The following is a 24988-nucleotide window of genomic DNA, read 5'->3' as shown; positions in this document are numbered from 1 at the left end:
ATTCCCTCCTCAAAAATTTGATAATCAAATATTTCTCCTATCTTATCATTTTTAAGAGGATTTGTCACGAATTATGCAAAGACCTTTTTCAAAACTTCTTGAATCGTTGTCACACCAATGACTTCAATTTCCTTGGGTGGAGTGATTCCTGTCAAGGAATTCTTGGGTACATAAATCTTGGTAAAGCCCAGTTTTGCCGCTTCATTGATGCGCTGCTCGATACGATTCACACGCCGAATCTCTCCAGTCAAGCCTAACTCTCCTACAAAGCATTCTTGAGGATTGGTTGGCTTGTCCTTGTAACTAGAGGCAATAGCCACTGCAACAGCTAAGTCAATAGCAGGCTCGTCTAGTTTGACACCACCAGCAGATTTGAGATAGGCATCTTGATTTTGCAAGAGAAGCCCTGCACGTTTTTCCAAAACAGCCATAATCAAACTAGCACGATTGAAGTCAAGCCCTGTCGTCGTACGCTTGGCATTTCCAAACATGGTCGGTGTCACCAAGGCTTGAACCTCCGCCAAAATCGGACGTGTCCCTTCCATAGTTACCACGATTGATGAACCAGTGGCCCCATCCAAACGTTCTTCTAGGAAAACTTGACTCGGATTGAGCACCTCAACCAAGCCACCTGATTGCATCTCAAAAATGCCAATCTCATTGGTCGAGCCAAAACGGTTTTTGACTGCTCGCAAGATACGGAAGGTATGGTGGCGTTCCCCTTCAAAGTAAAGCACTGTATCTACCATATGCTCCAACATACGAGGACCAGCCAGAGTACCTTCCTTGGTCACATGCCCTACGATAAAGATGGCAATGTTATTAGTCTTGGCCAGCTGCATGAGCTCAGCAGTTACTTCGCGCACTTGAGAAACTGACCCTTGCACTCCAGAAATTTCAGGAGACATAATAGTCTGAATGGAGTCGATGATAAGAAAGTCAGGTTGGATGCGCTCTACCTCAGCTCGAACACTCTGCATATTGGTCTCTGCATAGAGATAAAACTCGCTATCAATATCCCCCAAGCGCTCTGCTCGTAGCTTGATTTGCTGGGCAGACTCCTCACCACTGACGTAGAGAACCGTACCCACTTGAGACAACTGGGTTGAAACTTGTAAAAGAAGCGTTGATTTCCCGATTCCAGGATCCCCACCGATAAGGACGAGACTCCCTGGTACCACTCCGCCTCCAAGTACACGGTTAAATTCCTCCATCTCGGTCTTGGTTCTATTGACATTGATAGACGTTACTTCAGCCAGTTTCATAGGCTTGGTTTTTTCACCTGTCAAAGACACACGCGCATTTTTGACCTCTGCAACCTCAACTTCTTCAACAAAAGAAGACCAAGATCCACAGTTTGGACAGCGTCCTAGATACTTAGGTGAATTATATTCACAATTTTGACACACAAATGTCGCTTTTTTCTTTGCGATAATAAACCTCTTTCTATATCTCTAACTCACACTCAATTACTTGGCAAAAATCAATCTTCTCGTCTGGTACAAATTGGCGCATGAGCATTCGATGAGCGACAACTAGCACTGTCTGGTAGTCTCGGTACTTTATCATAGTTTGCAAAAAACGGGCCTTCATCTCTTCAGCTGTCTCATATTGAATAGGACTATTAGGAAGCAACTCCCCCTTGTTTTCTAAAAACAGAGTACGTGCTTTTTCAAAATTCTCTATGCCACTTTCGTAAACCTGCCATTCATGCAATAAGGGTTCTACTCTCAAAGGAAGGCCAGTAGCACAAGTAAGATAAGAAGCCGTTTCTAATGCTCGCGTCACTGCAGAAGACACCAGTATATCAGCTGAGCCAAGCAAAGGATTTTGGCAAAGTTCCTGAGCTTGTCGACTTCCTTTCTCAGACAAAGGAGCCAAATCTAATCCAAAGCCAGTGTAGGAACACTCCTCTAACTCACGGTAGTCTGGCTCTCCATGACGTACAAAGATAATCTTCATCTTAGTGCCCTGTTGATCCAAATCCACCTGTCCGAACCCCGTCTGCCTCATCTCCGTCTGCAATTAAGAAAGGCGCAAAGACAGCCTGGACCACACGTTCTCCAACTTCGAGGACGACTTCCTGTTCAGTAATGTTTTTCATCTGAGCAAAGATATGGCCTTCATTCCCAGGATTTCCATAATAATCCCCATCAATGACCCCAACTGAGTTAATCAAGACCAAGCCTTTCTTACGAGGGTTTGATGAACGGTCATAGAGATAGAGCACCTCTGTCGGCTGCATATAAGCCTTGACTCCTGTTGGGACGAGAACAATCTCTCCTGGAGCAATCACAGTGCGTTCTGCAACCTTTAAATCATAACCAGCTGCATGGGCTGTCTCTCGCTTCGGTAACAAATTTTCATCTGTAAAACTCGAAACCAATTCAAAACCACGAATTTTCATATTTTTCTCTTTTCTATAATCATTTATTCTAGGCTATTTTATCTTATTTATTCGAAAAAAGCACGAAAAAAGAGCACACAATTCACACTCGCTTAGGGCTGCTGGATTCCTCCCCTGACCCGCTTCACGCAGAACTGTTGCTCCACTATTTATTATACCACATTCCCATCGGTTTTTAAAGAGAAATTATTTTTTCCGTCGATTTCGGAAAAAGTCCTGCATAATCGCTGCACAGTCATCTTCCAAAATTCCCGTTTCTACCTCTACACGATGATTGAGACGCTCATCTGTCAAAATGTCGTACAAGCTCCCAGCTGCACCAAATTTCTGGTTTTTAGCCCCGTAAACTACGTTTGGAATACGGGCAAGCCCAATCGCACCACTACACATAACACAAGGCTCAATGGTCACAAAAAGCGTACAATCAAGCAGTCGCCAACTCTCTTCACTCACATTCGCATTCTCTATAGCCATGATTTCTGCATGCATGACCGCCCGTTGCAACTCCTCGCGCGCATTATGCCCCCTACCAATGATTTCTCCATCCTTGACAATCACACAACCAATTGGAATTTCATCGTGTTCTAAGGCAATCTCAGCCTCTCTCAAAGCCTCTCTCATAAAGGCTTCTTTTTCTTCAACTGTATAATTCATCGTTCTTCTCTTTTCCTACTTGTCGATTTTATTATTATATCATGATTCTCAACACAAAAAAAGCCACCGAATTCGGTGACTTAATAGGGAGATTATTATGAAAAAGAAAAGTTTAGGATATTTGTTACAACAAGTTAGGAGGTCTTCTTGTAACTGTCTATAGTATACCCAACCTGTCTTAAACTAATCTTAAAAATCTCCTATGACCAAACACTTTCTAAAATATTAGTTTGTTCACGACCAGGTCCTACTGAGAAAGTTGAGATACGAACACCAACCAACTCACTTACACGACGAACATAGTTACGTGCATTCTCAGGAAGGTCTTCCAAATTACGGACTCCAGTGATGTCTTCTGACCAACCTGGCAATTCCTCGTAGATTGGCTTACAACGTTTCAACTGCTCAAGACTAGCAGGATAGTAATCAATACGTTGACCATCAAGATCATAGGCGACACAGATTTTTACCGTATCCAAACCGCTCAAAACATCGATAGAATTCAATGAAAGATTGGTAATCCCAGATACACGGCGACTATGGCGCATCACAACTGAATCAAACCAACCCACACGACGTGGACGACCAGTTGTTGTACCATATTCATGACCTACTTCGCGAATGCGATCTCCCACTTCATCAAATAATTCAGTTGGGAAAGGTCCATCTCCTACACGACTTGTGTAGGCTTTACATACACCTACAACCTTGTCAATCTTACTTGGACCAACACCAGACCCAATTGTCACACCACCAGCGACAGGGTTTGATGACGTAACAAATGGATAAGTCCCTTGGTCAATATCTAGCATAACACCTTGCGCACCTTCAAACAGCACACGTTTGCCATTATCAAGTGCGTTGTTCAAGATAACGGATGTATCTGTCACGTATTGCTTGATTTGTTGACCATACTCATAGTATTCTTCAAAAATATCGTCAACTGAAATAGGGGTACTATCATATAATTTTTCAAACAAACGATTCTTCTCCGCAAGATTGCGTTCCAAACGTTCACGGAAAATATCCTTATCCAAAAGATCTGCAATACGAATTCCAACACGAGCAGCCTTGTCCATATATGCTGGACCGATTCCCTTGATTGTAGTACCAATCTTATTGTCACCCTTAGCTTCTTCCTGCAAGCGATCCAACTCAATGTGATAAGGCAAAATAACATGCGCACGATCAGAAATACGCAAGTTATCAGTTGTCACACCTTCCTCATGAAGATAAGTCAACTCTTTCACAAGGGATTTTGGATTCACGACCATCCCATTCCCAATAACAGAGATTTTTTCAGGAAAGAAAATTCCAGATGGAATCAAGTGCAACTTAAATTTCTTACCATCGATCACAATCGTGTGACCAGCATTATCACCACCTTGATAACGAGCAATTACCTCTGCATTAGCAGAAAGAAAATCTGTAATTTTCCCTTTACCTTCATCACCCCACTGGGTACCTACAACAACAACTGAAGTCATAATAAAATTCGTCTGAGCTACTAGGAGCTCGTCCTTTCTCATATACATGGCAGGAATTTCACCCACAATTATATCTTACAATTTATTATAAGAAAAAAACACTATTTTATCAAGAAGAAACAGTAGAAAAGATTTGGAAATTCTTTCATTTCTAAATATAAAAACCTTTGATTATAAGCTAATTCTATATTTTTTAAAATATATCCACAACAATCGTTCGTAATTATGATATAGATACTTCCTATTGGATGAGAGTTGTACCACCTTGCAGTAATTTCTCTAGATATAGACGATAAGCTGTTCTAAAGTGATATAGAGAAAAGTCCCTATCACTTTTAATTTTAAATCGGATTAAGTAATATAGTAAAAAACGGAGATGAAGTGATTCCCACTCTGAACAACTCTGGCCTAAAGAGGCATATTCTTGTTCAACTAGTTTCAAAAAGACGAATGCTCGATCATAAAATTTCTGAAGCATATAAAAATTCCCTTTCTTATTAGTAACACTAGTCTAACAAAAAAAGGAACTAAAAAAGCTTCAAATTCTATAAAAGAAGAATTTAAAGCTAAACGAACTAAAAATAAAATAAAGAGGTAATTACAGATTTAAAAATTAAAATTTGAAATTTCAACAGTCCACTATATTTATAAATAAAAAAACGCTCAGTTGAACGTTTCGATTTATACTCCGCCAGTAGGACTCGAACCTACGACATCATGATTAACAGTCATGCGCTACTACCAACTGAGCTATGGCGGATAAAAGCTAAGCGACTTCCATATCTCACAGGGGGCAACCCCCAACTACTTCCGGCGTTCTAGGGCTTAACTGCTGTGTTCGGCATGGGTACAGGTGTATCTCCTAGGCTATCGTCACTTAACTCTGAGTAATACCTACTCAAAATTGAATATCTATCAAATACCAAGAAAACCGTCCACTTTCATATTCTCAGTTACTTTGGATAAGTCCTCGAGCTATTAGTATTAGTCCGCTACATGTGTCGCCACACTTCCACTTCTAACCTATCTACCTGATCATCTCTCAGGGCTCTTACTGATATAAAATCATGGGAAATCTCATCTTGAGGTGGGTTTCACACTTAGATGCTTTCAGCGTTTATCCCTTCCCTACATAGCTACCCAGCGATGCCTTTGGCAAGACAACTGGTACACCAGCGGTAAGTCCACTCTGGTCCTCTCGTACTAGGAGCAGATCCTCTCAAATTTCCTACGCCCGCGACGGATAGGGACCGAACTGTCTCACGACGTTCTGAACCCAGCTCGCGTGCCGCTTTAATGGGCGAACAGCCCAACCCTTGGGACCGACTACAGCCCCAGGATGCGACGAGCCGACATCGAGGTGCCAAACCTCCCCGTCGATGTGAACTCTTGGGGGAGATAAGCCTGTTATCCCCAGGGTAGCTTTTATCCGTTGAGCGATGGCCCTTCCATACGGAACCACCGGATCACTAAGCCCGACTTTCGTCCCTGCTCGAGTTGTAGCTCTCGCAGTCAAGCTCCCTTATACCTTTACACTCTGCGAATGATTTCCAACCATTCTGAGGGAACCTTTGGGCGCCTCCGTTACCTTTTAGGAGGCGACCGCCCCAGTCAAACTGCCCGTCAGACACTGTCTCCGATAGGGATAACCTATCCGGGTTAGAGTGGCCATAACACAAGGGTAGTATCCCAACAACGTCTCCTTCGAAACTGGCGTCCCGATCTCTTAGACTCCTACCTATCCTGTACATGTGGTACAGACACTCAATATCAAACTGCAGTAAAGCTCCATGGGGTCTTTCCGTCCTGTCGCGGGTAACCTGCATCTTCACAGGTACTAAAATTTCACCGAGTCTCTCGTTGAGACAGTGCCCAAATCATTACGCCTTTCGTGCGGGTCGGAACTTACCCGACAAGGAATTTCGCTACCTTAGGACCGTTATAGTTACGGCCGCCGTTTACTGGGGCTTCAATTCATACCTTCGCTTACGCTAAGCACTCCTCTTAACCTTCCAGCACCGGGCAGGCGTCACCCCCTATACATCATCTTACGATTTAGCAGAGAGCTGTGTTTTTGATAAACAGTTGCTTGGGCCTATTCACTGCGGCTGACGTAAAGTCAGCACCCCTTCTCCCGAAGTTACGGGGTCATTTTGCCGAGTTCCTTAACGAGAGTTCTCTCGCTCACCTGAGGCTACTCGCCTCGACTACCTGTGTCGGTTTGCGGTACGGGTAGAGTATGTTTAAACGCTAGAAGCTTTTCTTGGCAGTGTGACGTCACTAACTTCGCTACTAAACTTCGCTCCCCATCACAGCTCAATGTTATAGAACTAAGCATTTGACTCAATTCACACCTCACTGCTTAGACAGACTCTTCCATTCGTCTGCTTTAGTTAGCCTACTGCGTCCCTCCATCACTACATACTCTAGTACAGGAATATCAACCTGTTGTCCATCGGATACACCTTTCGGTCTCTCCTTAGGTCCCGACTAACCCAGGGCGGACGAGCCTTCCCCTGGAAACCTTAGTCTTACGGTGGACAGGATTCTCACCTGTCTTTCGCTACTCATACCGGCATTCTCACTTCTATGCGTTCCAGCACTCCTCACGGTATACCTTCTTCACACATAGAACGCTCTCCTACCATACCTATAAAGGTATCCACAGCTTCGGTAAATTGTTTTAGCCCCGGTACATTTTCGGCGCAGGGTCACTCGACTAGTGAGCTATTACGCACTCTTTGAATGAATAGCTGCTTCTAAGCTAACATCCTAGTTGTCTGTGCAACCCCACATCCTTTTCCACTTAACAATTATTTTGGGACCTTAGCTGGTGGTCTGGGCTGTTTCCCTTTCGACTACGGATCTTAGCACTCGCAGTCTGACTGCCGACCATAATTCATTGGCATTCGGAGTTTATCTGAGATTGGTAATCCGGGATGGACCCCTCACCCAAACAGTGCTCTACCTCCAAGAATCTTTATGTCGACGCTAGCCCTAAAGCTATTTCGGAGAGAACCAGCTATCTCCAAGTTCGTTTGGAATTTCTCCGCTACCCACAAGTCATCCAAGCACTTTTCAACGTGCCCTGGTTCGGTCCTCCAGTGCGTCTTACCGCACCTTCAACCTGCTCATGGGTAGGTCACATGGTTTCGGGTCTACGACATGATACTAATTCGCCCTATTCAGACTCGGTTTCCCTGCGGCTCCGTCTCTTCAACTTAACCTCGCATCATATCGTAACTCGCCGGTTCATTCTACAAAAGGCACGCTCTCACCCATTAACGGGCTCGAACTTGTTGTAGGCACACGGTTTCAGGTTCTATTTCACTCCCCTCCCGGGGTGCTTTTCACCTTTCCCTCACGGTACTGGTTCACTATCGGTCACTAGGGAGTATTTAGGGTTGGGAGATGGTCCTCCCAGATTCCGACGGGATTTCACGTGTCCCGCCGTACTCAGGATACTGCTAGGTACAAAGACTATTTTAAATACGAGGCTATTACTCTCTTTGGCTGATCTTCCCAAATCATTCTTCTATAGTCTTTGAGTCCACATTGCAGTCCTACAACCCCGAAGAGTAAACTCTTCGGTTTGCCCTCCTGCCGTTTCGCTCGCCGCTACTAAGGCAATCGCTTTTGCTTTCTCTTCCTGCAGCTACTTAGATGTTTCAGTTCACTGCGTCTTCCTCCTCACATCCTTAACAGATGCGGGTAACAGGTAGTACCTGTTGGGTTCCCCCATTCGGAAATCCCTGGATCATCGCTTACTTACAGCTACCCAAGGCATATCGTCGTTTGTCACGTCCTTCTTCGGCTCCTAGTGCCAAGGCATCCACCGTGCGCCCTTATTAACTTAACCTTATTTTTTGACCTTTCAGTCATAAACTCTTTTAATACTACAGCGTTTCGGTTTATTTTCTTGTTACTATTTGATATAGATATTCAATTTTCAATGTGCATTACTTGGTGATCTCTCACCAATGGAGCCTAGCGGGATCGAACCGCTGACCTCCTGCGTGCAAAGCAGGCGCTCTCCCAGCTGAGCTAAGGCCCCACAAGACCTCTCAAGACTAAACAAGACCAATGTGCAGTTCCTTATCCTTAGAAAGGAGGTGATCCAGCCGCACCTTCCGATACGGCTACCTTGTTACGACTTCACCCCAATCATCTATCCCACCTTAGGCGGCTGGCTCCAAATGGTTACCTCACCGACTTCGGGTGTTACAAACTCTCGTGGTGTGACGGGCGGTGTGTACAAGGCCCGGGAACGTATTCACCGCGGCGTGCTGATCCGCGATTACTAGCGATTCCGACTTCATGTAGGCGAGTTGCAGCCTACAATCCGAACTGAGACTGGCTTTAAGAGATTAGCTTGCCGTCACCGGCTTGCGACTCGTTGTACCAGCCATTGTAGCACGTGTGTAGCCCAGGTCATAAGGGGCATGATGATTTGACGTCATCCCCACCTTCCTCCGGTTTATTACCGGCAGTCTCGCTAGAGTGCCCAACTGAATGATGGCAACTAACAATAGGGGTTGCGCTCGTTGCGGGACTTAACCCAACATCTCACGACACGAGCTGACGACAACCATGCACCACCTGTCACCTCTGTCCCGAAGGAAAACTCTATCTCTAGAGCGGTCAGAGGGATGTCAAGACCTGGTAAGGTTCTTCGCGTTGCTTCGAATTAAACCACATGCTCCACCGCTTGTGCGGGCCCCCGTCAATTCCTTTGAGTTTCAACCTTGCGGTCGTACTCCCCAGGCGGAGTGCTTAATGCGTTAGCTGCGGCACTAAACCCCGGAAAGGGTCTAACACCTAGCACTCATCGTTTACGGCGTGGACTACCAGGGTATCTAATCCTGTTTGCTCCCCACGCTTTCGAGCCTCAGCGTCAGTTACAAGCCAGAGAGCCGCTTTCGCCACCGGTGTTCCTCCATATATCTACGCATTTCACCGCTACACATGGAATTCCACTCTCCCCTCTTGCACTCAAGTTAAACAGTTTCCAAAGCGTACTATGGTTAAGCCACAGCCTTTAACTTCAGACTTATCTAACCGCCTGCGCTCGCTTTACGCCCAATAAATCCGGACAACGCTCGGGACCTACGTATTACCGCGGCTGCTGGCACGTAGTTAGCCGTCCCTTTCTGGTAAGATACCGTCACAGTGTGAACTTTCCACTCTCACACTCGTTCTTCTCTTACAACAGAGCTTTACGATCCGAAAACCTTCTTCACTCACGCGGCGTTGCTCGGTCAGACTTCCGTCCATTGCCGAAGATTCCCTACTGCTGCCTCCCGTAGGAGTCTGGGCCGTGTCTCAGTCCCAGTGTGGCCGATCACCCTCTCAGGTCGGCTATGTATCGTCGCCTTGGTGAGCCGTTACCTCACCAACTAGCTAATACAACGCAGGTCCATCTGGTAGTGATGCAATTGCACCTTTTAAGCAAATGTCATGCAACATCTACTATTATGCGGTATTAGCTATCGTTTCCAATAGTTATCCCCCGCTACCAGGCAGGTTACCTACGCGTTACTCACCCGTTCGCAACTCATCCAGAGAAGCAAGCTCCTCCTTCAGCGTTCTACTTGCATGTATTAGGCACGCCGCCAGCGTTCGTCCTGAGCCAGGATCAAACTCTCATTAAAAGTTTGAGTTCTCACTCATTTCTGTCACTGACAGATTTATTGTTTTTTCATTGTTCAGTACTATAACCTTAGTTATAGTGCCCTGCACATTGGTTCGTCTTGTTCAGTTTTCAAAGGTCTTTGTCACTCATTCTCTCGAGCGACAACTATATTAGTATATCACAGCTACCTGCCTCTGTCAACAGATTTTTTAAACTTTTTTCAAGTTTTTTTAGCCGCAATACACCATAGTCCGTACGGGATTCGAACCCGTGTTACCGCCGTGAAAAGGCGGTGTCTTAACCCCTTGACCAACGGACCTGAGCTTTTCAACTCTTTCTATTATACCTACTTTTTTACCTTTGTCAAGGACTTTTTTTAGTGAATTTAATTTTTTCTTTTCTTCACTAACTTAACTACTGCTTCTGTTCGTGCAGTGTGGGGAAACATATCGACTGACTGGATATACTGGAGATCATAAACTTTTACCAGTTTAACCAAATCTCGCGCCAACGTCGAAACATTGCAGGATACATAGACCATTTTTTCTGGAACATAGGTCAGAATGGTATCCAGTAGCTTATCATCTAAGCCTGTACGAGGAGGATCGACTATCAGGGCATCCGCTCGGTAGCCATTCCATTAGAACATAAAAAGAGAGGTTAAACCTCTCTAAATTTATTTTTCTTCACTCATTTTTGATTTTACTTCATCATAAGATAATGCATGGGATTCCTCTTCTACTGTCTCAGGCATTTTTCCTGTCTCGTAAAGAGATTTAATCTGTGTACTATCTAATGTTTCATATTTCAATAACGCTTCTGCAATCAATTTATGCGTTTCACGATTTGATTGGATAATTTCAGCAGCTTTGTTTCGTGCCTCATTTAATAATGAACGAACTTCCTCATCAATCTCATAGGCTGTTTGCTCTGAAATTGATTTTTGAGGACTTTGTGCACCAAACATAGCATGATTACCTTCGTATTGAACTGGGCCAAGTTTTTCACTCATACCGTATTCAGTGACCATTGCACGCGCCATCTGTGTGGCTTGTTCAAAGTCATTTGAAGCTCCTGTCGTTTGGACATTAAAGATAATCTCTTCAGCTACACGACCACCCATCAAGCCTGCCAATTGCTCTTTCATGTCTTCTTTAGATAGAAGCATTTGATCCTCTTTCGGAAGTGCAATCATGTAACCACCTGCACGTCCACGTGGTACAATGGTAACTTTATGAACAACACGGGCATTTGACAAGACTAAACCAACAATGGTATGTCCAGCCTCATGATAAGCAACCAATTCACGTTCCCTTTGTGATACTGTTTTATCTTTCTTAGATGGTCCAGCAATCACTCTGTCCTCTGCCTCATCTATATCTGAAGCATCAATAACTGACTTGTTGCGACGGGCTGCAACCAAGGCTGCCTCATTTAGAACATTTTCCAAGTCAGCTCCCACAAAACCTGGAGTTTGTTGGGCAACTAATTTCAAATCAACATCTTCTGCTAGAGGTTTGTTTTTAGCGTGAACTTTCAAGATTGCTTCACGACCTTTAACATCAGGGCGACCAACCAAGACTTTTCTATCAAAACGTCCTGGACGGAGAAGAGCTGGATCTAGAACATCTGAACGGTTCGTCGCAGCGATAACAATGATCCCTTCATTTCCCTCAAAACCATCCATCTCAATCAAGAGTTGGTTCAAGGTTTGTTCACGTTCATCATTACCTCCACCAAGACCGACACCACGTTGGCGACCAACGGCATCAATTTCATCGATAAAGATGATGGCTGGCGCTGCTTTTTTTGCATCCTCAAAAAGAGAACGAACACGGCTTGCACCAACTCCGACAAACATTTCTACAAAGTCAGAACCTGAGATACTAAAGAATGGAACACCTGCTTCCCCAGCAACTGCCTTAGCAAGTAAGGTCTTACCTGTTCCCGGAGGTCCCTCCAAAAGAACACCTGCAGGAATACGCGCACCAAGTTTTGTAAATCGTTTTGGATCTTTTAGGAATTCAACAACTTCAACTAATTCTTGTTTTTCTTCCTCGGCACCTGCTACATCTGAAAATCGTACCTTGATATCTTCTTTGTTAGCAGCCTTGGCCTTACTACGTCCAAAACTCATTGGATTTCTACTATTACTTCCTCCCATATTTCCCATCATAGAGAATAGGAAGAAGAAGAGAATAGCAAATGGCACCACAGAGACAAGGATATTGATCCACATACCGCTTGAACTCTCATGTTTGACTGTTACTTCTGCCTGATGTTCAGAAGCAAGTTTTTGCAATTCTGAAACTGTTGAATCAGACGGAAGAATAGTACTTGAGAATCTTTCTACTGTTGTGGCAGCAGGAGTGAAAAATTGAATCCCTGTTTCTTCTTTACTAGTCTTAGGATTTTTATAAACACCAGACACTTCAATGATGCTACCATTTGGCTGATAGGTTAATTCTTTTACATTGTCTGCTGTAATTTCTTTTACCAATTCTGTATAGTTAATTTTTTCGCTTCGTCCTGCAGTATTTCCAGAGTAAAAATACTGGAATCCTGTTACAAGGAAGAAGATAATTAACAAGTATAGAAATGGATTTCTAACTAAACCGTTATTTTGTTTTTTCATTAAAGATAGATCTTTCTAATTTGAATAAACTTCTTCTTTCAATACTCCGACATAAGGAAGGTTACGATAATTTTCTTTATAATCTAGACCATAACCTACTACAAACTCATTTGGAATAGTAAAGCAAGTATAATCCGCTTCAATTTCAACAACGCGTCCTTCTGGTTTGTCTAACAAAGTCGCGATTTTAACAGAAGCTGCTTTTCTTTCAATAAACATATCTCGCAAATTTTTCAAGGTTTGACCTGTATCGATGATGTCTTCTACAAATAGAACATGTCTTCCTTTGATATCTTGAGTTACGTCTTGCTTGATATTGATGACACCACTACTTGCAGTTCCACCATGGTAGCTAGATACCATCATGAAGTCCATCTCAATATGTGTATCAATATGTTTAACCAATTCAGCCATAAAAGGAATCGATCCTTTCAAAATTCCAATAAGAATTGGATTTTTCCCCTCATAGTCTTTGGTTAATTGTTCACCTAGCTTTTTAGCCGCTTCTGTAATTTCATCATGTGAAACGAGGATTTTTTTAATATCGTGTTCTAACATCTTTTTACCTATCTATTTTTTCTATATAAATTACAGTGTTCATTATATCATTTTTCGTGTTTTTACTCAAATCACTGGTCGTAATTCCTAAAATTGAGACAATTTCTCCAAATTGCTCAATAATAGGGGTTGTTTTTCGTTTTTCAATAGGGATTTTCAAATCTATAAATAAGCGTCTCAATTTCTTTCGATGACCATTTAGGATAATAACGTCGCCAGGTTTTCGACATCTAATATGTACAGATGTTTCCCGTGAAACCGTTACTTTTTGAACAAAATCCCCTTCAATAGGAATGCCAAAGGAAAATAAATAGCCCATATATCGAACTTGATTTTGATAGTGTAACACAAGTTCATCTTCCTTTTCATCGGCCTGTGGACTGATTTTGCAAACTCGAAAATTCTGATACTCTTTTATCAATTCATAACCATTTTTCAATGAGTGACGATACTGGCTTTTCCTTGCTAAAATCTGTCGAACTTCATCAAACTGAGCCTTCGTCAGATTTAAGTCTGGAAATTGATTAAGATAGTTCTGAAGTAAGACCCCTTGAGTTTGTTGAGAGTATGAAAATAGCTCATTCAAATCTTCCACATCAATTTGTTTCGAAAGCTCCGTTATTGTTGCTTGGTAATCTGAAATTTCCCTTCCTAAATCTAAAAGGGCGGATTTAAGACGAGGATTTTCTTTTTCAAGCTCTGGTAAATACCTATTCCGAATGCGATTGCGAAAATAGGTATTTTCCTGATTTGTTTGATCTTCGAAATGAAAAATTGGTGGAAAATCCTTTTTATGAAAAGGCAACAAGGGACGGATGATTTCAATATCATCAACTACTTGACTTTCTTTTATCCCTGTTAAATGGCGTAACCGACTTCCTCGAATCAAGCGCATCAAAATCGTTTCAACTTGATCATCTGCATGGTGGGCAGTGACCAAGGCAGTCGCTCCAACCTCTTTCATGATTTTCCTAAAAAAATCATAACGAAACTCTCGAGCACGCGCTTCTGAAAAGTCTCCTGAAAAGCTTGTGATATAAATAGGAAGTTCAGCTGCATCAGCTAACTTCCTTAGTTCATTTTCCTCCCAGTCAGACTCACTTCTCTGCTTGTGATTGACATGTGCTACAATCAACTCAATTCCCAACTCTTTTTGGTAAGTAGACAATAGCTGGAATAAAAACATTGAATCCAGTCCGCCAGACAAAGCTAACACGACTTTCGAATGTTTTTTGAAATACTCTTTTCGGAGAAAATGATTTAAAAAATCCTGGTCCCTCATTTTAGAACCTCATAGACATCCTTAGCTATCTTAGCAATGGTGTCATAATCAGAATTTTTGGTAAAAATAGAAAGAACAAAAGGAGAGTCCGTATAGACAATCGCAGTGTCATGTTTAAAATCATCGGCATCTCCAATTTTATGAGCTACCTTAACCGAAACACCTTTTGCGATTCTTTGGTTGTCAAAATCAGTCTTACCTAGAGACTCTAGGACAAAACCATTCTGATTATAAATAGCTTCCATGACTTTTCCAGCCATTTTTGAAGAAGTCAGTTTATCATTCACATCCCAATCTTCGCCCATAATGGTGGACATTTTTTCTTTGAAAGCTCCGTCAGATTGATTGGTCACGTAATAACCTAAAATATTATGAGCAACATTGTCAGACTCTTTTGTTACCTTGGTAATCAACTGTTGAAGACTGTATTCTTTGTTGTCTTCTTTTTTAGGTAAACTACCACTACCTTCTGGTTTATAGGACCCAGGAAAGCTATTTACTTCGGGGATATACTTGAAGCTACTGTCCAGCGTATAGTCGCCTTGATTTATCTTATCTTGAGCGTAATAAAGGTAGGCTAGTTTCAAGATACTAGCTGCATAGAGTTTGCTGCCTTCATTCACCCCAGCCTCTTTACCCGTGCTCAGCTGTTTAACATAAATAGAATAATTTTCATTCTGATAGTTGTTTGATAAGATTTCTTGAACCTTCTGGATGCGATTATCCTCTTCTGAGACAAACTCTTTTGATACCCATCCAACTTGATCAATATGAAGAAATTCTTGTCCCTCAGCAAAGAGAGTTCTATCCACTGTTACGTGTTGATAGGGGGAGAGGGTAGAAGAAATTTCTTTAGCGTCATAAGGGCTGTTATAGATAACAAACCCTGGTTCCAACCATACTTGTCTATTTTGAGTTTGAACATGACTTTGATCATAGACCAACCGCTTATCTGCAAGGATAAACTGATGATTGTCTAATTTAAAAACAGGAACACCTTGTCTATTCAAACGCCATTCTACGATTTTAAAGGCGGTTTCAGGAGTTAATTTACCAGACTCCTTGACAAGATCCTCATTAGCATAGAGAGTTGTTTCTCCATATACCATTGGGGTTTCCAGTGTTTCTTTATAGTAGAACCCATAGTCAGACTCAGTTAGATAATAAATTTCTTGCGAAGAGTAAGGAAGCTGTTTTTCTGTGCTAACTACTCTTGAGGTTATGATAAAAGCAGGTAGCAATAAAACTACTAAGAACTTACGCATTCTTCTCTTCCCTTTCTTCTTGTAATCGTAATAAATGGTTTTTAGTTGCCAATTCCTCTAATTTTTCATCTGATAAACTTAGAAATTGCTCAACAACTTCCAATAAATTTTCCATGACATTACCTCGGAAGCAAATCAGGAATTGTGTAAATTGCTTCTCGTTTCTTTGAGTAATAGTACTTGGCGCGTGCATATTTTGCTACATAGTCTTCATCTTTCAACTTTGCAGCAAAAGCAGATTCTTTATCCTTTTCGTCACTAAGAGTTTGGTACTGCTCTTTCAACTCTGTCAATTGCTGGCGACGTTGCAGTAACTGATCATAGCTTTGGGCCAAGTTATAAGTTGGTAAAATAAACAACAAGATCATCAAAATAAGGACCCAACCCATAAAACGATTCCTCTTTTGTCTCTCCTTCATCAGATAACGACGACGTTGATGTTCATTTTGAATAAAAGAATTATTCATCTGTACAATATTTTTAGACATTTTCTTCTACCCGTGTTTCACTGAGAATTTCATACATGCCTGCTGCATCTTCTTTTTTTGTACTATCTTTCATCTCTAGTACTTTAACAAGCAACAACTTATTTCCAAAGCGAATTTCAACTTGGTCATCAACTTTCAAATCCGTTGAACTTTTGGCCAAGATTCCGTTCACCTTGATTCTACCTTTATCTGCTACTTCTTTTGCGACTGTGCGACGCTTAATAATTCGTGATACTTTTAAATACTTGTCTAATCTCATTTTTATTACCTCAAATTATTATTGTACCATTTTTATCCTTTTTATAGAAGAAAAATGTTAAATGGGATTTGCTTCCTTTGATTCTTTTATCTCTAATAAGCTTTCTCCAAAAATCAGCAAACCTTCTAAAATTTCATAATCCTTCTTGTTTCGGACATCAAATACAACTTCCATTAATCCCTTATTCTCAGCTATGGCTGCTTTTAAGTTCGTTGCGGATAAGGCTTTAAAATAATCTTGAGCCAAGAATAGTCGTTGAGTGACTTTTTCAAATTGAACTGTAATCTTATTTTCTTTTCTTTCCACACGTTCTACAAATACCTTGTCAAAATATGACTTAACCAAACCAATCTCTAAAAGGTAGGCTACTACATCTGGGTATTCTCCAAAGCGATCCATCAATTCTTCTTGTAGTTCTTCATAGTTGACACGATTGTCAATTTGACGAATTTTCTTGTAAATTTCAATCTTATGTCGTTGGTCAGAAATATAAGTATCAGGAAGATAAGCATCAATTTGTAAAATCAACTCAGCATTTCCTTTGATTCTTTTATTCCCATTACCGTTCCGTTTCGCAATAGCTTCCTCTAGTAACTGCGAATACAATTCAAAACCAACAGAATCAATGAAACCAGACTGCGATATTCCTAGGAGATTTCCTGCTCCACGAATCGAAAGATCTCGCATCGCAATCTTAAATCCTGAGCCTAATTCTGTAAATCCCTTAATCGCTTCTAATCTCTTTTCAGAGACTTCACTGATTGATTTTTCTGGACGATACATGAGATAGGCATAAGCAATACGATTACTACGACCGACTCTTCCTCTTAATTGATACAAGGTTGACAAACCCATATGGTCTGCATTTTCAATAAATAAGGTATTGGCATTTGGAATATCTACCCCTGTCTCAATAATAGTAGTCGTCACCAAAATATCATATTGTCCTTCAATAAAGTCCAGTAGAGTATTTTCCAACTGAATTTCACTCATTTGTCCATGAACAAACCCAATCGAAGCCTCTGGAATCAACTCCTGTAATTCTGAAACCTTCCTATCAATAGTGTCAACTTTGTTGTAAAGATAGTAAATTTGACCTCCACGCTCCATTTCACGCAAGACTGCATCACGAATCACACTATCATTCTTTTCCAAAACATAGGTTTGCACTGGATAACGATTGGTCGGAGGTGTTTCAATAACAGACAAATCTCGGATTCCCAACATAGACATGTGGAGAGTACGAGGGATTGGCGTTGCTGTCAAGGTTAGAACATCTACTTGTTTTTTCAGTTCTTTCAAAGTTTCCTTATGCTTGACACCAAATCGTTGTTCCTCATCAATAATCATCAATCCCAAATCTGAAAACACAACATCTTTTGACAAAACACGATGCGTTCCAATCAAAATATCGACTTGACCATTCTTTAGTTTTTCAAGTGTTTCTGCCTGCTCTTTTTTACTTCTAAAGCGACTCAACACATCAATATTAACAGCAAAATTTTGGAATCGTTCCTTAAAATTCGTATAGTGCTGTTGCGCTAAAACCGTCGTTGGAACTAGAACGACCACCTGTTTGTGATCATTGACTGCCTTAAAAGCAGCACGCATTGCTACTTCAGTCTTCCCAAAACCAACATCTCCAACCAAAAGTCGATCCATGGGGTGAGAATCCTGCATATCTCTCTTGATTTCCTCAATACTGCGAAGTTGATCATCTGTTTCGACATAAGGGAAAGCATCATCAAAAGCATGTTGCTCATCATCATCAGCTGAGAAAGCAAACCCCTTCAACTGACTACGCTCAGAATAAAGCTTGATTAAATCGTCAGCTATATCCTCTACTTGGTTCTTAACTTTTTGCTTGGCCTTTTTGAAATGACCATCATTTAATTTATTAAGTTTTGGCGCTTTCCCATCACTTGAAACATATTTAGACAGTAACTGAATCTGCTCTACTGGGATGGAGATTTGATCTCCATTTTGATATTGAACACTGACATAATCACGGTGAATCCCTTTGATTTCAATTGTTTCAATGCCTAGATATTGACCAATTCCATGAATATGGTGAACAACGTAGTCCCCTTTTTCAAGTTCATTATAATCTTTTAATCGCTCTGCATTTGACGCATGTTGTCTTCGAAAACGACGTTTTAATTTCTTTTGAAAAATCTCATGTTCAGTAATCAAGAGAATTTTCTCATCCACAAAATGAAAACCATGTCTTAAATTACCTTCGATTAAGTTTACAGATTCTTTACAGATACTTGACTTATCTCTGGAATCTAATTTAATCTGGTATTCCTCTAAAACATCCTCCAATGTTTTACTTCCCATTGAATTGCTAGACTGCAAGATAATAGTGTAGTTCATTTTTTTGTATCGCTCAATTTCTTCTTTTAGAAAAGAAAATTGATTGAAAAATTCCTGCATAGGATATTGATTAAATTGATAAATGTAATCAAACTTGAGGTTTCCTAAGCCCTTTTGCAGATTAGAGAAAAAGGTAACTGGACTTTGTTTTTTATAGGTTTGCTCTGTATCTGCAAAATACTGCATCTCAGAAAATGATTTACCATTCTGTAAATCTTCTGTAAAGTATTGTGCTAATTCTCTTTCAAAGGCTTCATACTGATTCATCAATTTTTGATAGTCATCAAAGAATACTGGTGTATCTTTTTCAATATAATCAAAGACAGTCCACGTTTTATCATAACATAAGGACAAAAACTTTCGACTATCTGAATGTACTTGTTTTTGATGAAAACTTGACAAAATTTCTTCCAAATATGATTTTAAAATTGGTGATAGAGTCTTTGAAATTTGCTTTTCTAAAGCTGACTGTCCTCGTTGATAATCTTTTTCTCTCAAAAGTATGTCGCTAGCTGGAAAGATAGTGAGGTTTGTCTGATTTTCTTTCGATAATTGTGTTTCGACTTCAAAAGTACGAATACCATCTACTTCATCGCCAAAAAACTCGATTCGGAAAGGTTCTAACTGAGACATCTCAAAAATATCTAAAATATCTCCTCGAATACTAAACTCACCTTGGGTCTGTACTTGAGTAACTTTTCGATATCCAATTTCCTTTAACCGGTGAAGTAGCTCGTGTTGGTCATATTCTTCGCCAACTGCAATTTTTATAGTACTTTCTTTAAATCTAGTTGGAGAGGGTAAAATCAATCGACTTGCTGCGATATTACAAACTAAAATCCCTTTCTTAGATGAATCAGTTAAAAAACGCAAGGCTTCAACTCGCGAAATGATTTTTTCTTGTGAAGACATCAAAAACTCTACCATAGGAGAGTCATCAACCAAAAATGGATAGACAAATTCCTCTCCTAAGAGAGAAAGAAGATCACTGATAATTCTTTCTGCTTCTCCATAAGTTGAAGTCAGTAACACAATCTTATTTTCTTTTTCTAGGCTGCTTGCAATTGCAAGAGCCTTAGTAGACGTTGATAAACCAAGTATTAGTTGTCTTTTCTTATCTATCAGATTTTGATGCCATTTTTTTATCTGGTCATTTTCTGAGAATAAATCTAATAAAGTCACCATTTAACCATTATACCTCTGCATTGTTTTCTCAAAGTTTTTCTCTTGTAAATAGTAGTTTACAGCATCGTCAACCTTGTCAATAGACTGTAAAATACCCACATAGTCATCCTGATCAAACTTACTTAAAACATGATGAACAACCGACATGCCTTTTTTAGGTCTTCCAATACCTATTTTAACACGGTTAAATACTTGAGTTCCAATATGTTGAATAATAGACTTGATACCATTATGACCACCTGCTGATCCCTTTGCTCTTAAACGAATTTTCCCGACTTCCATGTCAAGGTCGTCGTAAATAACGAGTAAATCTTCAATATCCAAACCATAGTAAGTCAATAAAGCATGAACAGCTTTCCCACTTTCATTCATAAATGTTGTTGGTTTGACGAGATAAATTTTTTCTCCATTGAAGAAAAAAGATGCTAGATCAGCTTGAAATATCTTGTCATGTGTAAAGGTGACATTTTGTTTTTTAGCTAGTAGGTCAATCAACATAAATCCAACGTTGTGCTTGGTTTCAAAATATTTATCCCCTGGATTTCCTAATCCAACAAGTAATTTAGTCATTTATTTTCCTTTCAAAAGCCAAAAGGGTTGGAATTTTTTTTCCAACCTAATTGACACTATTTATTAAATGTTATTAAACGTTAAAGCGGAATTCCATGATATCGCCATCTTGAACGATATATTCTTTTCCTTCTTCACGCAAGCGCCCAGCTTCTTTTACAGCCTTTTCAGATCCGTATTTCACTAGATCCTCATATGACATTGTTACTGCACGAATAAACCCTTTTTCAAAGTCTGAGTGGATAATACCAGCTGCTTGAGGAGCTTTCATCCCTCGCTTAAAGGTCCAAGCACGGACTTCTTTTTCACCAGCTGTGAAGTAAGTTCCAAGCCCAAGCAAGTGATAAGCTGCACGAGTCAACTTGTCAACGCCTGATTCAGTCAAACCAAGTGCTTCAAGAAACTCTTGCTTATCCTCATCGTCTAACTCAGAAATTTCTTCTTCAGCACGCGCGGAAATAACTACTACCTCTGAATTTTCTGTCGCTGCAAATTCTCGAATTTGTTTAACATATTCTATAGAATCTGGATCTGAAACTACATCCTCATCCACATTAGCAACATAAAGAACTGGTTTAGTGGTCAAAAGGAAGAGACCTTTGACAACCTTTTGTTCCTCATCTGTGAATTCAATGGTACGAGCTGATTTTCCATCTTCAAGGACTGGTTTAATCTTTTGAAGAACATTAAACTCTGCTACTGATTCTTTATCTTTTTGCGTACGTGCCATCTTTTCTACACGCGCATAGCGTTTATTAACTGATTCTAAGTCCGCAAGAATCAACTCCAGGTTAATGGTATCAATATCTGCAAGTGGATCCACAAAGGCGTCTTCACGTCCTTGTTCGCGCATCACATTTTCATCATCAAAAGCACGAACTACGTGAACAATCGCATCTACTTCACGAATATTGGCCAAGAATTTATTTCCTAGACCTTCTCCTTTTGATGCTCCTTTTACAATCCCTGCAATATCTGTAAATTCAAATGTTGTGGGAACTGTCTTTTTAGGAGTAATCATTTCCGTTAGTTTTTGTAGGCGTTCATCTGGAACTTCTACCATCCCAACATTTGGATCGATAGTCGCAAATGGGTAGTTTGCCGCCTCTGCTCCTGCTTTTGTAATTGCATTAAAAAGGGTTGATTTACCAACGTTTGGCAAACCAACGATACCTGCTGTTAAAGCCATATTTTCTCATTCTCCGTTCTCATTTCAATCCCTAACATTATAACACAAAAAGGGAAAACTTGCTAACTCTCTAACTAAGGGTTCTTAGTCAATAATCTTATTCATTTTTCGTTCAAAATCATAGCGACTCATCATAACAAGGTGGTTACAATTGCTACACTTTATTTTGATATCTGCCCCAACACGTGTAATTTCCCATCGATTGGCTTTTTTACCAGTTGATTTAATGGTACAAGCATGTGGCTTTTTCATCTCAACAAAATTTCCAACTTGATACATACTACTCTCCTTTTCTTTTTTTGATTATATCATAAAAGAGGCGAGCCAGGCTCAACCTCTTTCACTTAATTTGTACGAACTGGTGTAATGAGCTGCATGAAGTCTTCGTCAGTATCTGCTGGCACAAGAGTAAATGGACGAACAGCTGAGATAAAGCTAATAGTTACCTTTTCGCTATTTAAAGCCTTGAGAGAATCAATCAAGTAAGTTGGGTTGAAACTAATAGTCAAATCATCCCCGGTCACCTGCTCCGTATCGATTTCTTCGTTTACTTTACCAACTTCTGGAGAGTGAACATGGGCGCTAACAACTCCACCTTTAATTTCAAGCTTCACAGTACCATTTTGAGTCGCACTTGATAAGAGACGTGCACGTTCCATAGATTGACGCAAATTGACCACATCAAAAGTAATTGTAGTGTTAAAGTCTGTTGGAATCAAACGATCTGTATCAGGATAGTTTCCTTCTAGGAGACGAGTGTAGAAGCTAATATTTTCGCTTCTAAAGAGGATTTGATTATTTGCAAAGAAAATCTCTACAGTTTCAATATCATCTGTAAATACCGCTGAAAATTCGCGTAGAGAACGACTAGGAATTACCACATCGAAATCATCTCCATTTTTTTCAAGAGTCAATTTCTTCTGGCTAAGTCGGTGTGAGTCTGTCGCAACTGTTTTTAGTTCTTTGTGCTGGCTCAACACGAAGTGAACACCTGTTAAGATTGGACGACTTTCTTGCGTACTTGCAGCAAAGGCTGTTTCATTGATAATTTTCTTGAGTAGTTTGGTTTCAAGAACCAAAGGTGTACTTGCTGAAATTTCTTGAATACGAGGATATTGTTCGCTATCTTTTCCTTTTAGGGTAATTTCTGATTTGCCACTGGTTAAGACAATTTGTTTTTGTTCAATCTCTTTGAAATCTAGCGTTACATCTGGAAGACTAGATACCACATTGATAAAGAAAGAAGATTCAAGAAGAATCGACCCCAAAGAAGTAATCAAGAGACCAGCATCTTCATTCTTTTGAGAAATGAAATTTTCAATAGAAATTTGACCGTTTGAGCCAATTAAAGTAATTCCTTCATTGGTAACGTCAATTTTGATTGTTGATAAAATTGGAATAGCATTTTTAGAGCTTATTGCTCGTTTTGTGGTATTTAAGGCTTGTAGAAATAAATTTTTATTAATTGAAAAATGAATCATGGATTCTCCTTTATTTATTTTTAGTATTAGAAAGTTAATAGTAATAATAGAGTGTGTGAATTCTGTGGAAAACTGAGTGCTATTTAGTAAACTTAAGCTTCTAAGCTTGTTTAAAAAATGTGGATAAAAAAGATAAGAAAGGAAAATTTATCCACAAGCTACTTAATTTTCTTTTTGATTGCTTCTATTTCTAAACGTAAATTATCGTCTTCGTCAATCAATGATTTGATTTTAGCATGGGCATGAATAACGGTGGTGTGATCCTTTCCGCCAAATTCTTTTCCGATTTTCGGAAGACTGTTATCTGTCAGTTCTCTAGCTAGATACATGGCAACCTGACGTGCCAAAACGATGTTTTGAACTCGTCTCGTACCTTTCATTTCTTTAACACTCACTCCATAAAAATTACCAACTTCAGTTTGGATTTTCTCAATTGGAATAACAAGTATCTGGCGAGCGTCTTGCTTACGTGCTCTAATAGCTTCCGCAGCAATATCAATAGTAATATCCTTAATCTTCTTCACTCTGGCAATTAAAGTGATATCGTTGATTGCTCCTTCCAATTCTCGAACATTTGAATCAAATTGGCCAGCCAAGTATTCTAGAGTATCACTTTGGAAATGGTAATCCAAGTGCTCTGTTTTACTTTGAAGAATGGCGATACGTGTCTCAAAGTCAGGAGGAGTGATATTTTGCGTCAATCCCCAGCTAAAGCGTGTGACAAGTCTCTCTTCAAGTCCTTCTAGGTGTTTAGGACTTCGATCACTGGTTAGGACAATCTGTTTCTGCTTATCATGAAGAGCATTGAAGGTATTGAAAAATTCTTCCTGGGTCGCGACTTTTTTGCCACTGAGAGATTGGATATCATCGATCAATAAGAGATCAAGGCTACGGTAAGTCTTTTTGAACTTTTCCATTTCCCCAAGTCGCAAGTGTTCAAGAAAGTCATTGATAAAGCTTTCGGCAGGAATGTACTTGACACGCGCATCAGGAATATTTTTCAAAATCTCATTTCCAATCGCATTGAGCAAGTGAGTCTTTCCAAGACCAGGTCCTCCATAGATGAAAAGAGGATTATAGGTCAGAGCTAAATCTTCAGATACAGCTAGTGCAGCAGATACGGCCCAAACATTCCCATCACCTTGAATAAAGTTATCAAAGGTATATTTTTCTTTTAATCCTGTTTCAGAATAGGGAATCGTTGGTAGTGCAGGTGTGTAATCGTAAGTAGAGATACTATTCGTATCATTTACTTGAGGAGATTCTGTGCTCTGAGGTTTAGTGAAAATATAGTACGGTTTGATTTCAGAATCATAAATTTCAAAACCAGCAGCAATGATAATATCTTTTAATTGCTTTTCCCACACCATTTCCATCTCTGATCTCGGTAGAAATATAGTAGCTGTGTTTTCTTCTACTTTGATGAGTTCAGCAGGTGTAGCATAGAAATCATACATAGATCGAGTCAATCTTTCTTGAGCAAATTCTAAAATACGATTCCAAAATTGCTTTTCTTTCAA

General features: G+C 40.2%; 19 protein-coding genes, 3 tRNA genes, 3 rRNA genes, 1 other RNA gene and 1 pseudogene. All 27 read right to left on the bottom strand.

Annotated elements, in window-relative coordinates:
* Positions 1–71: 71 nt before the first annotated feature.
* On the bottom strand, positions 72–1436 hold the full coding sequence (gene radA / locus NYE79_RS00135; protein ID WP_198006248.1) for a DNA repair protein RadA: 1365 nt from the start codon (positions 1434–1436) through the stop codon (positions 72–74).
* A gap of 10 nt (positions 1437–1446) precedes the next feature.
* On the bottom strand, positions 1447–1962 hold the full coding sequence (locus NYE79_RS00130; protein ID WP_216728801.1) for a histidine phosphatase family protein: 516 nt from the start codon (positions 1960–1962) through the stop codon (positions 1447–1449).
* Position 1963: 1 nt separating this feature from the next.
* Positions 1964–2407 carry a dUTP diphosphatase gene (locus NYE79_RS00125; protein WP_084880021.1) on the bottom strand — a complete coding sequence of 148 codons (444 nt, stop codon included), beginning with the start codon at positions 2405–2407 and terminating at the stop codon, positions 1964–1966.
* A 59-nt stretch (positions 2408–2466) separates the two neighbouring features.
* Positions 2467–2561: signal recognition particle sRNA small type (gene ffs, locus NYE79_RS00120), an RNA gene on the bottom strand.
* A 32-nt stretch (positions 2562–2593) separates the two neighbouring features.
* Positions 2594–3061, bottom strand: coding sequence for a tRNA adenosine(34) deaminase TadA (tadA, locus tag NYE79_RS00115; RefSeq protein WP_001110101.1), 468 nt, complete (start codon positions 3059–3061; stop codon positions 2594–2596).
* Between the two features lie 200 nt (positions 3062–3261).
* Entirely contained in the window at positions 3262–4548 is a 1287-nt protein-coding gene (locus tag NYE79_RS00110; RefSeq protein WP_247931671.1) for an adenylosuccinate synthase, read from the bottom strand.
* A gap of 241 nt (positions 4549–4789) precedes the next feature.
* On the bottom strand, positions 4790–5026 hold the full coding sequence (gene comW / locus NYE79_RS00105) for a sigma(X)-activator ComW (protein WP_000939513.1): 237 nt from the start codon (positions 5024–5026) through the stop codon (positions 4790–4792).
* A 208-nt stretch (positions 5027–5234) separates the two neighbouring features.
* Positions 5235–5308 (bottom strand) — tRNA-Asn (locus tag NYE79_RS00100).
* Between the two features lie 5 nt (positions 5309–5313).
* Positions 5314–5429: ribosomal RNA gene (rrf, locus tag NYE79_RS00095) — 5S ribosomal RNA — on the bottom strand.
* Between the two features lie 77 nt (positions 5430–5506).
* Positions 5507–8407, bottom strand: a 23S ribosomal RNA gene (locus NYE79_RS00090).
* Positions 8408–8529: 122 nt separating this feature from the next.
* A tRNA-Ala gene (locus tag NYE79_RS00085) sits at positions 8530–8602 on the bottom strand.
* Positions 8603–8653: 51 nt separating this feature from the next.
* Positions 8654–10199, bottom strand: a 16S ribosomal RNA gene (locus tag NYE79_RS00080).
* Together the 16S, 23S and 5S rRNA genes with 3 tRNA genes alongside form the textbook arrangement of a ribosomal RNA operon.
* 228 nt (positions 10200–10427) lie before the next feature.
* Positions 10428–10499: transfer RNA gene (locus NYE79_RS00075), tRNA-Glu, on the bottom strand.
* 66 nt (positions 10500–10565) lie between these two features.
* Positions 10566–10802, bottom strand: a pseudogene (locus NYE79_RS00070) (23S rRNA (uracil-5-)-methyltransferase RumA); the annotation flags it as partial.
* A gap of 54 nt (positions 10803–10856) precedes the next feature.
* Positions 10857–12815, bottom strand: a complete 1959-nt coding sequence (gene ftsH, locus NYE79_RS00065; RefSeq protein ID WP_216728676.1) for an ATP-dependent zinc metalloprotease FtsH — start codon at positions 12813–12815, stop codon at positions 10857–10859.
* Positions 12816–12830: 15 nt separating this feature from the next.
* The gene (hpt, locus tag NYE79_RS00060; protein WP_000889409.1) at positions 12831–13373 is read right to left on the bottom strand and encodes a hypoxanthine phosphoribosyltransferase; all 543 of its coding nucleotides are present in this window, start codon (positions 13371–13373) and stop codon (positions 12831–12833) included.
* A 4-nt stretch (positions 13374–13377) separates the two neighbouring features.
* Entirely contained in the window at positions 13378–14655 is a 1278-nt protein-coding gene (gene tilS, locus NYE79_RS00055; RefSeq protein ID WP_001205569.1) for a tRNA lysidine(34) synthetase TilS, read from the bottom strand.
* Positions 14652–15920, bottom strand: coding sequence for a serine hydrolase (locus NYE79_RS00050; protein ID WP_001224821.1), 1269 nt, complete (start codon positions 15918–15920; stop codon positions 14652–14654). Before NYE79_RS00050 ends, tilS begins: the two co-directional genes overlap by 4 nt.
* Positions 15913–16035 carry an SP_0009 family protein gene (locus NYE79_RS00045; RefSeq protein ID WP_000429344.1) on the bottom strand — a complete coding sequence of 41 codons (123 nt, stop codon included), beginning with the start codon at positions 16033–16035 and terminating at the stop codon, positions 15913–15915. Before NYE79_RS00045 ends, NYE79_RS00050 begins: the two co-directional genes overlap by 8 nt.
* A 4-nt stretch (positions 16036–16039) precedes the next feature.
* A complete protein-coding gene (locus NYE79_RS00040) occupies positions 16040–16408 on the bottom strand; it encodes a septum formation initiator family protein (protein ID WP_000041922.1) in 369 nt (122 codons plus the stop codon).
* Positions 16401–16667 (bottom strand): RNA-binding S4 domain-containing protein, encoded by a 267-nt coding sequence (locus NYE79_RS00035; RefSeq protein WP_001234975.1) that lies wholly within the window; start codon positions 16665–16667, stop codon positions 16401–16403. Before NYE79_RS00035 ends, NYE79_RS00040 begins: the two co-directional genes overlap by 8 nt.
* 57 nt (positions 16668–16724) lie before the next feature.
* On the bottom strand, positions 16725–20228 hold the full coding sequence (gene mfd / locus NYE79_RS00030) for a transcription-repair coupling factor (RefSeq protein ID WP_216728675.1): 3504 nt from the start codon (positions 20226–20228) through the stop codon (positions 16725–16727).
* Positions 20229–20798: an aminoacyl-tRNA hydrolase gene (pth, locus tag NYE79_RS00025; protein WP_216728674.1), complete on the bottom strand. Its 570-nt coding sequence runs from the start codon at positions 20796–20798 to the stop codon at positions 20229–20231.
* 73 nt (positions 20799–20871) lie between these two features.
* Positions 20872–21987 carry a redox-regulated ATPase YchF gene (gene ychF / locus NYE79_RS00020; RefSeq protein WP_216728673.1) on the bottom strand — a complete coding sequence of 372 codons (1116 nt, stop codon included), beginning with the start codon at positions 21985–21987 and terminating at the stop codon, positions 20872–20874.
* Positions 21988–22071: 84 nt separating this feature from the next.
* A complete protein-coding gene (locus NYE79_RS00015; protein WP_000285192.1) occupies positions 22072–22266 on the bottom strand; it encodes a DUF951 family protein in 195 nt (64 codons plus the stop codon).
* A 65-nt stretch (positions 22267–22331) separates the two neighbouring features.
* Positions 22332–23468 carry a DNA polymerase III subunit beta gene (gene dnaN / locus NYE79_RS00010; protein WP_000581149.1) on the bottom strand — a complete coding sequence of 379 codons (1137 nt, stop codon included), beginning with the start codon at positions 23466–23468 and terminating at the stop codon, positions 22332–22334.
* Between the two features lie 158 nt (positions 23469–23626).
* Positions 23627–24988 carry a chromosomal replication initiator protein DnaA gene (gene dnaA, locus NYE79_RS00005; RefSeq protein WP_125457045.1) on the bottom strand — a complete coding sequence of 454 codons (1362 nt, stop codon included), beginning with the start codon at positions 24986–24988 and terminating at the stop codon, positions 23627–23629.

The sequence above is a fragment of the Streptococcus sp. FSL W8-0197 genome (genome assembly GCF_037963785.1).
In the GTDB taxonomy this organism is placed as follows: Bacteria; Bacillota; Bacilli; order Lactobacillales; family Streptococcaceae; genus Streptococcus; species Streptococcus oralis_CQ.
The sequence above is the reverse complement of the archived record's forward strand: the minus strand, read 5'-3'. Positions and strand labels throughout refer to the sequence as shown.

Excerpts from the sequence above, each read along its gene's own strand:
- ychF (WP_216728673.1), bottom strand. The coding sequence starts at position 21,987 with ATGGCTTTAACAGCAGGTATCGTTGGTTTGCCAAACGTTGGTAAATCA.
- NYE79_RS00050 (WP_001224821.1), bottom strand. The coding sequence starts at position 15,920 with ATGCGTAAGTTCTTAGTAGTTTTATTGCTACCTGCTTTTATCATAACC.
- NYE79_RS00035 (WP_001234975.1), bottom strand. The coding sequence starts at position 16,667 with ATGAGATTAGACAAGTATTTAAAAGTATCACGAATTATTAAGCGTCGC.
- NYE79_RS00015 (WP_000285192.1), bottom strand. The coding sequence starts at position 22,266 with ATGTATCAAGTTGGAAATTTTGTTGAGATGAAAAAGCCACATGCTTGT.
- mfd (WP_216728675.1), bottom strand. The coding sequence starts at position 20,228 with ATGGTGACTTTATTAGATTTATTCTCAGAAAATGACCAGATAAAAAAA.
- NYE79_RS00040 (WP_000041922.1), bottom strand. The coding sequence starts at position 16,408 with ATGTCTAAAAATATTGTACAGATGAATAATTCTTTTATTCAAAATGAA.
- hpt (WP_000889409.1), bottom strand. The coding sequence starts at position 13,373 with ATGTTAGAACACGATATTAAAAAAATCCTCGTTTCACATGATGAAATT.
- tilS (WP_001205569.1), bottom strand. The coding sequence starts at position 14,655 with ATGAGGGACCAGGATTTTTTAAATCATTTTCTCCGAAAAGAGTATTTC.
- NYE79_RS00110 (WP_247931671.1), bottom strand. The coding sequence starts at position 4,548 with ATGACTTCAGTTGTTGTTGTAGGTACCCAGTGGGGTGATGAAGGTAAA.
- comW (WP_000939513.1), bottom strand. The coding sequence starts at position 5,026 with ATGCTTCAGAAATTTTATGATCGAGCATTCGTCTTTTTGAAACTAGTT.
- ftsH (WP_216728676.1), bottom strand. The coding sequence starts at position 12,815 with ATGAAAAAACAAAATAACGGTTTAGTTAGAAATCCATTTCTATACTTG.
- NYE79_RS00125 (WP_084880021.1), bottom strand. The coding sequence starts at position 2,407 with ATGAAAATTCGTGGTTTTGAATTGGTTTCGAGTTTTACAGATGAAAAT.
- dnaN (WP_000581149.1), bottom strand. The coding sequence starts at position 23,468 with ATGATTCATTTTTCAATTAATAAAAATTTATTTCTACAAGCCTTAAAT.
- NYE79_RS00045 (WP_000429344.1), bottom strand. The coding sequence starts at position 16,035 with ATGGAAAATTTATTGGAAGTTGTTGAGCAATTTCTAAGTTTATCAGAT.
- tadA (WP_001110101.1), bottom strand. The coding sequence starts at position 3,061 with ATGAATTATACAGTTGAAGAAAAAGAAGCCTTTATGAGAGAGGCTTTG.
- pth (WP_216728674.1), bottom strand. The coding sequence starts at position 20,798 with ATGACTAAATTACTTGTTGGATTAGGAAATCCAGGGGATAAATATTTT.
- NYE79_RS00130 (WP_216728801.1), bottom strand. The coding sequence starts at position 1,962 with ATGAAGATTATCTTTGTACGTCATGGAGAGCCAGACTACCGTGAGTTA.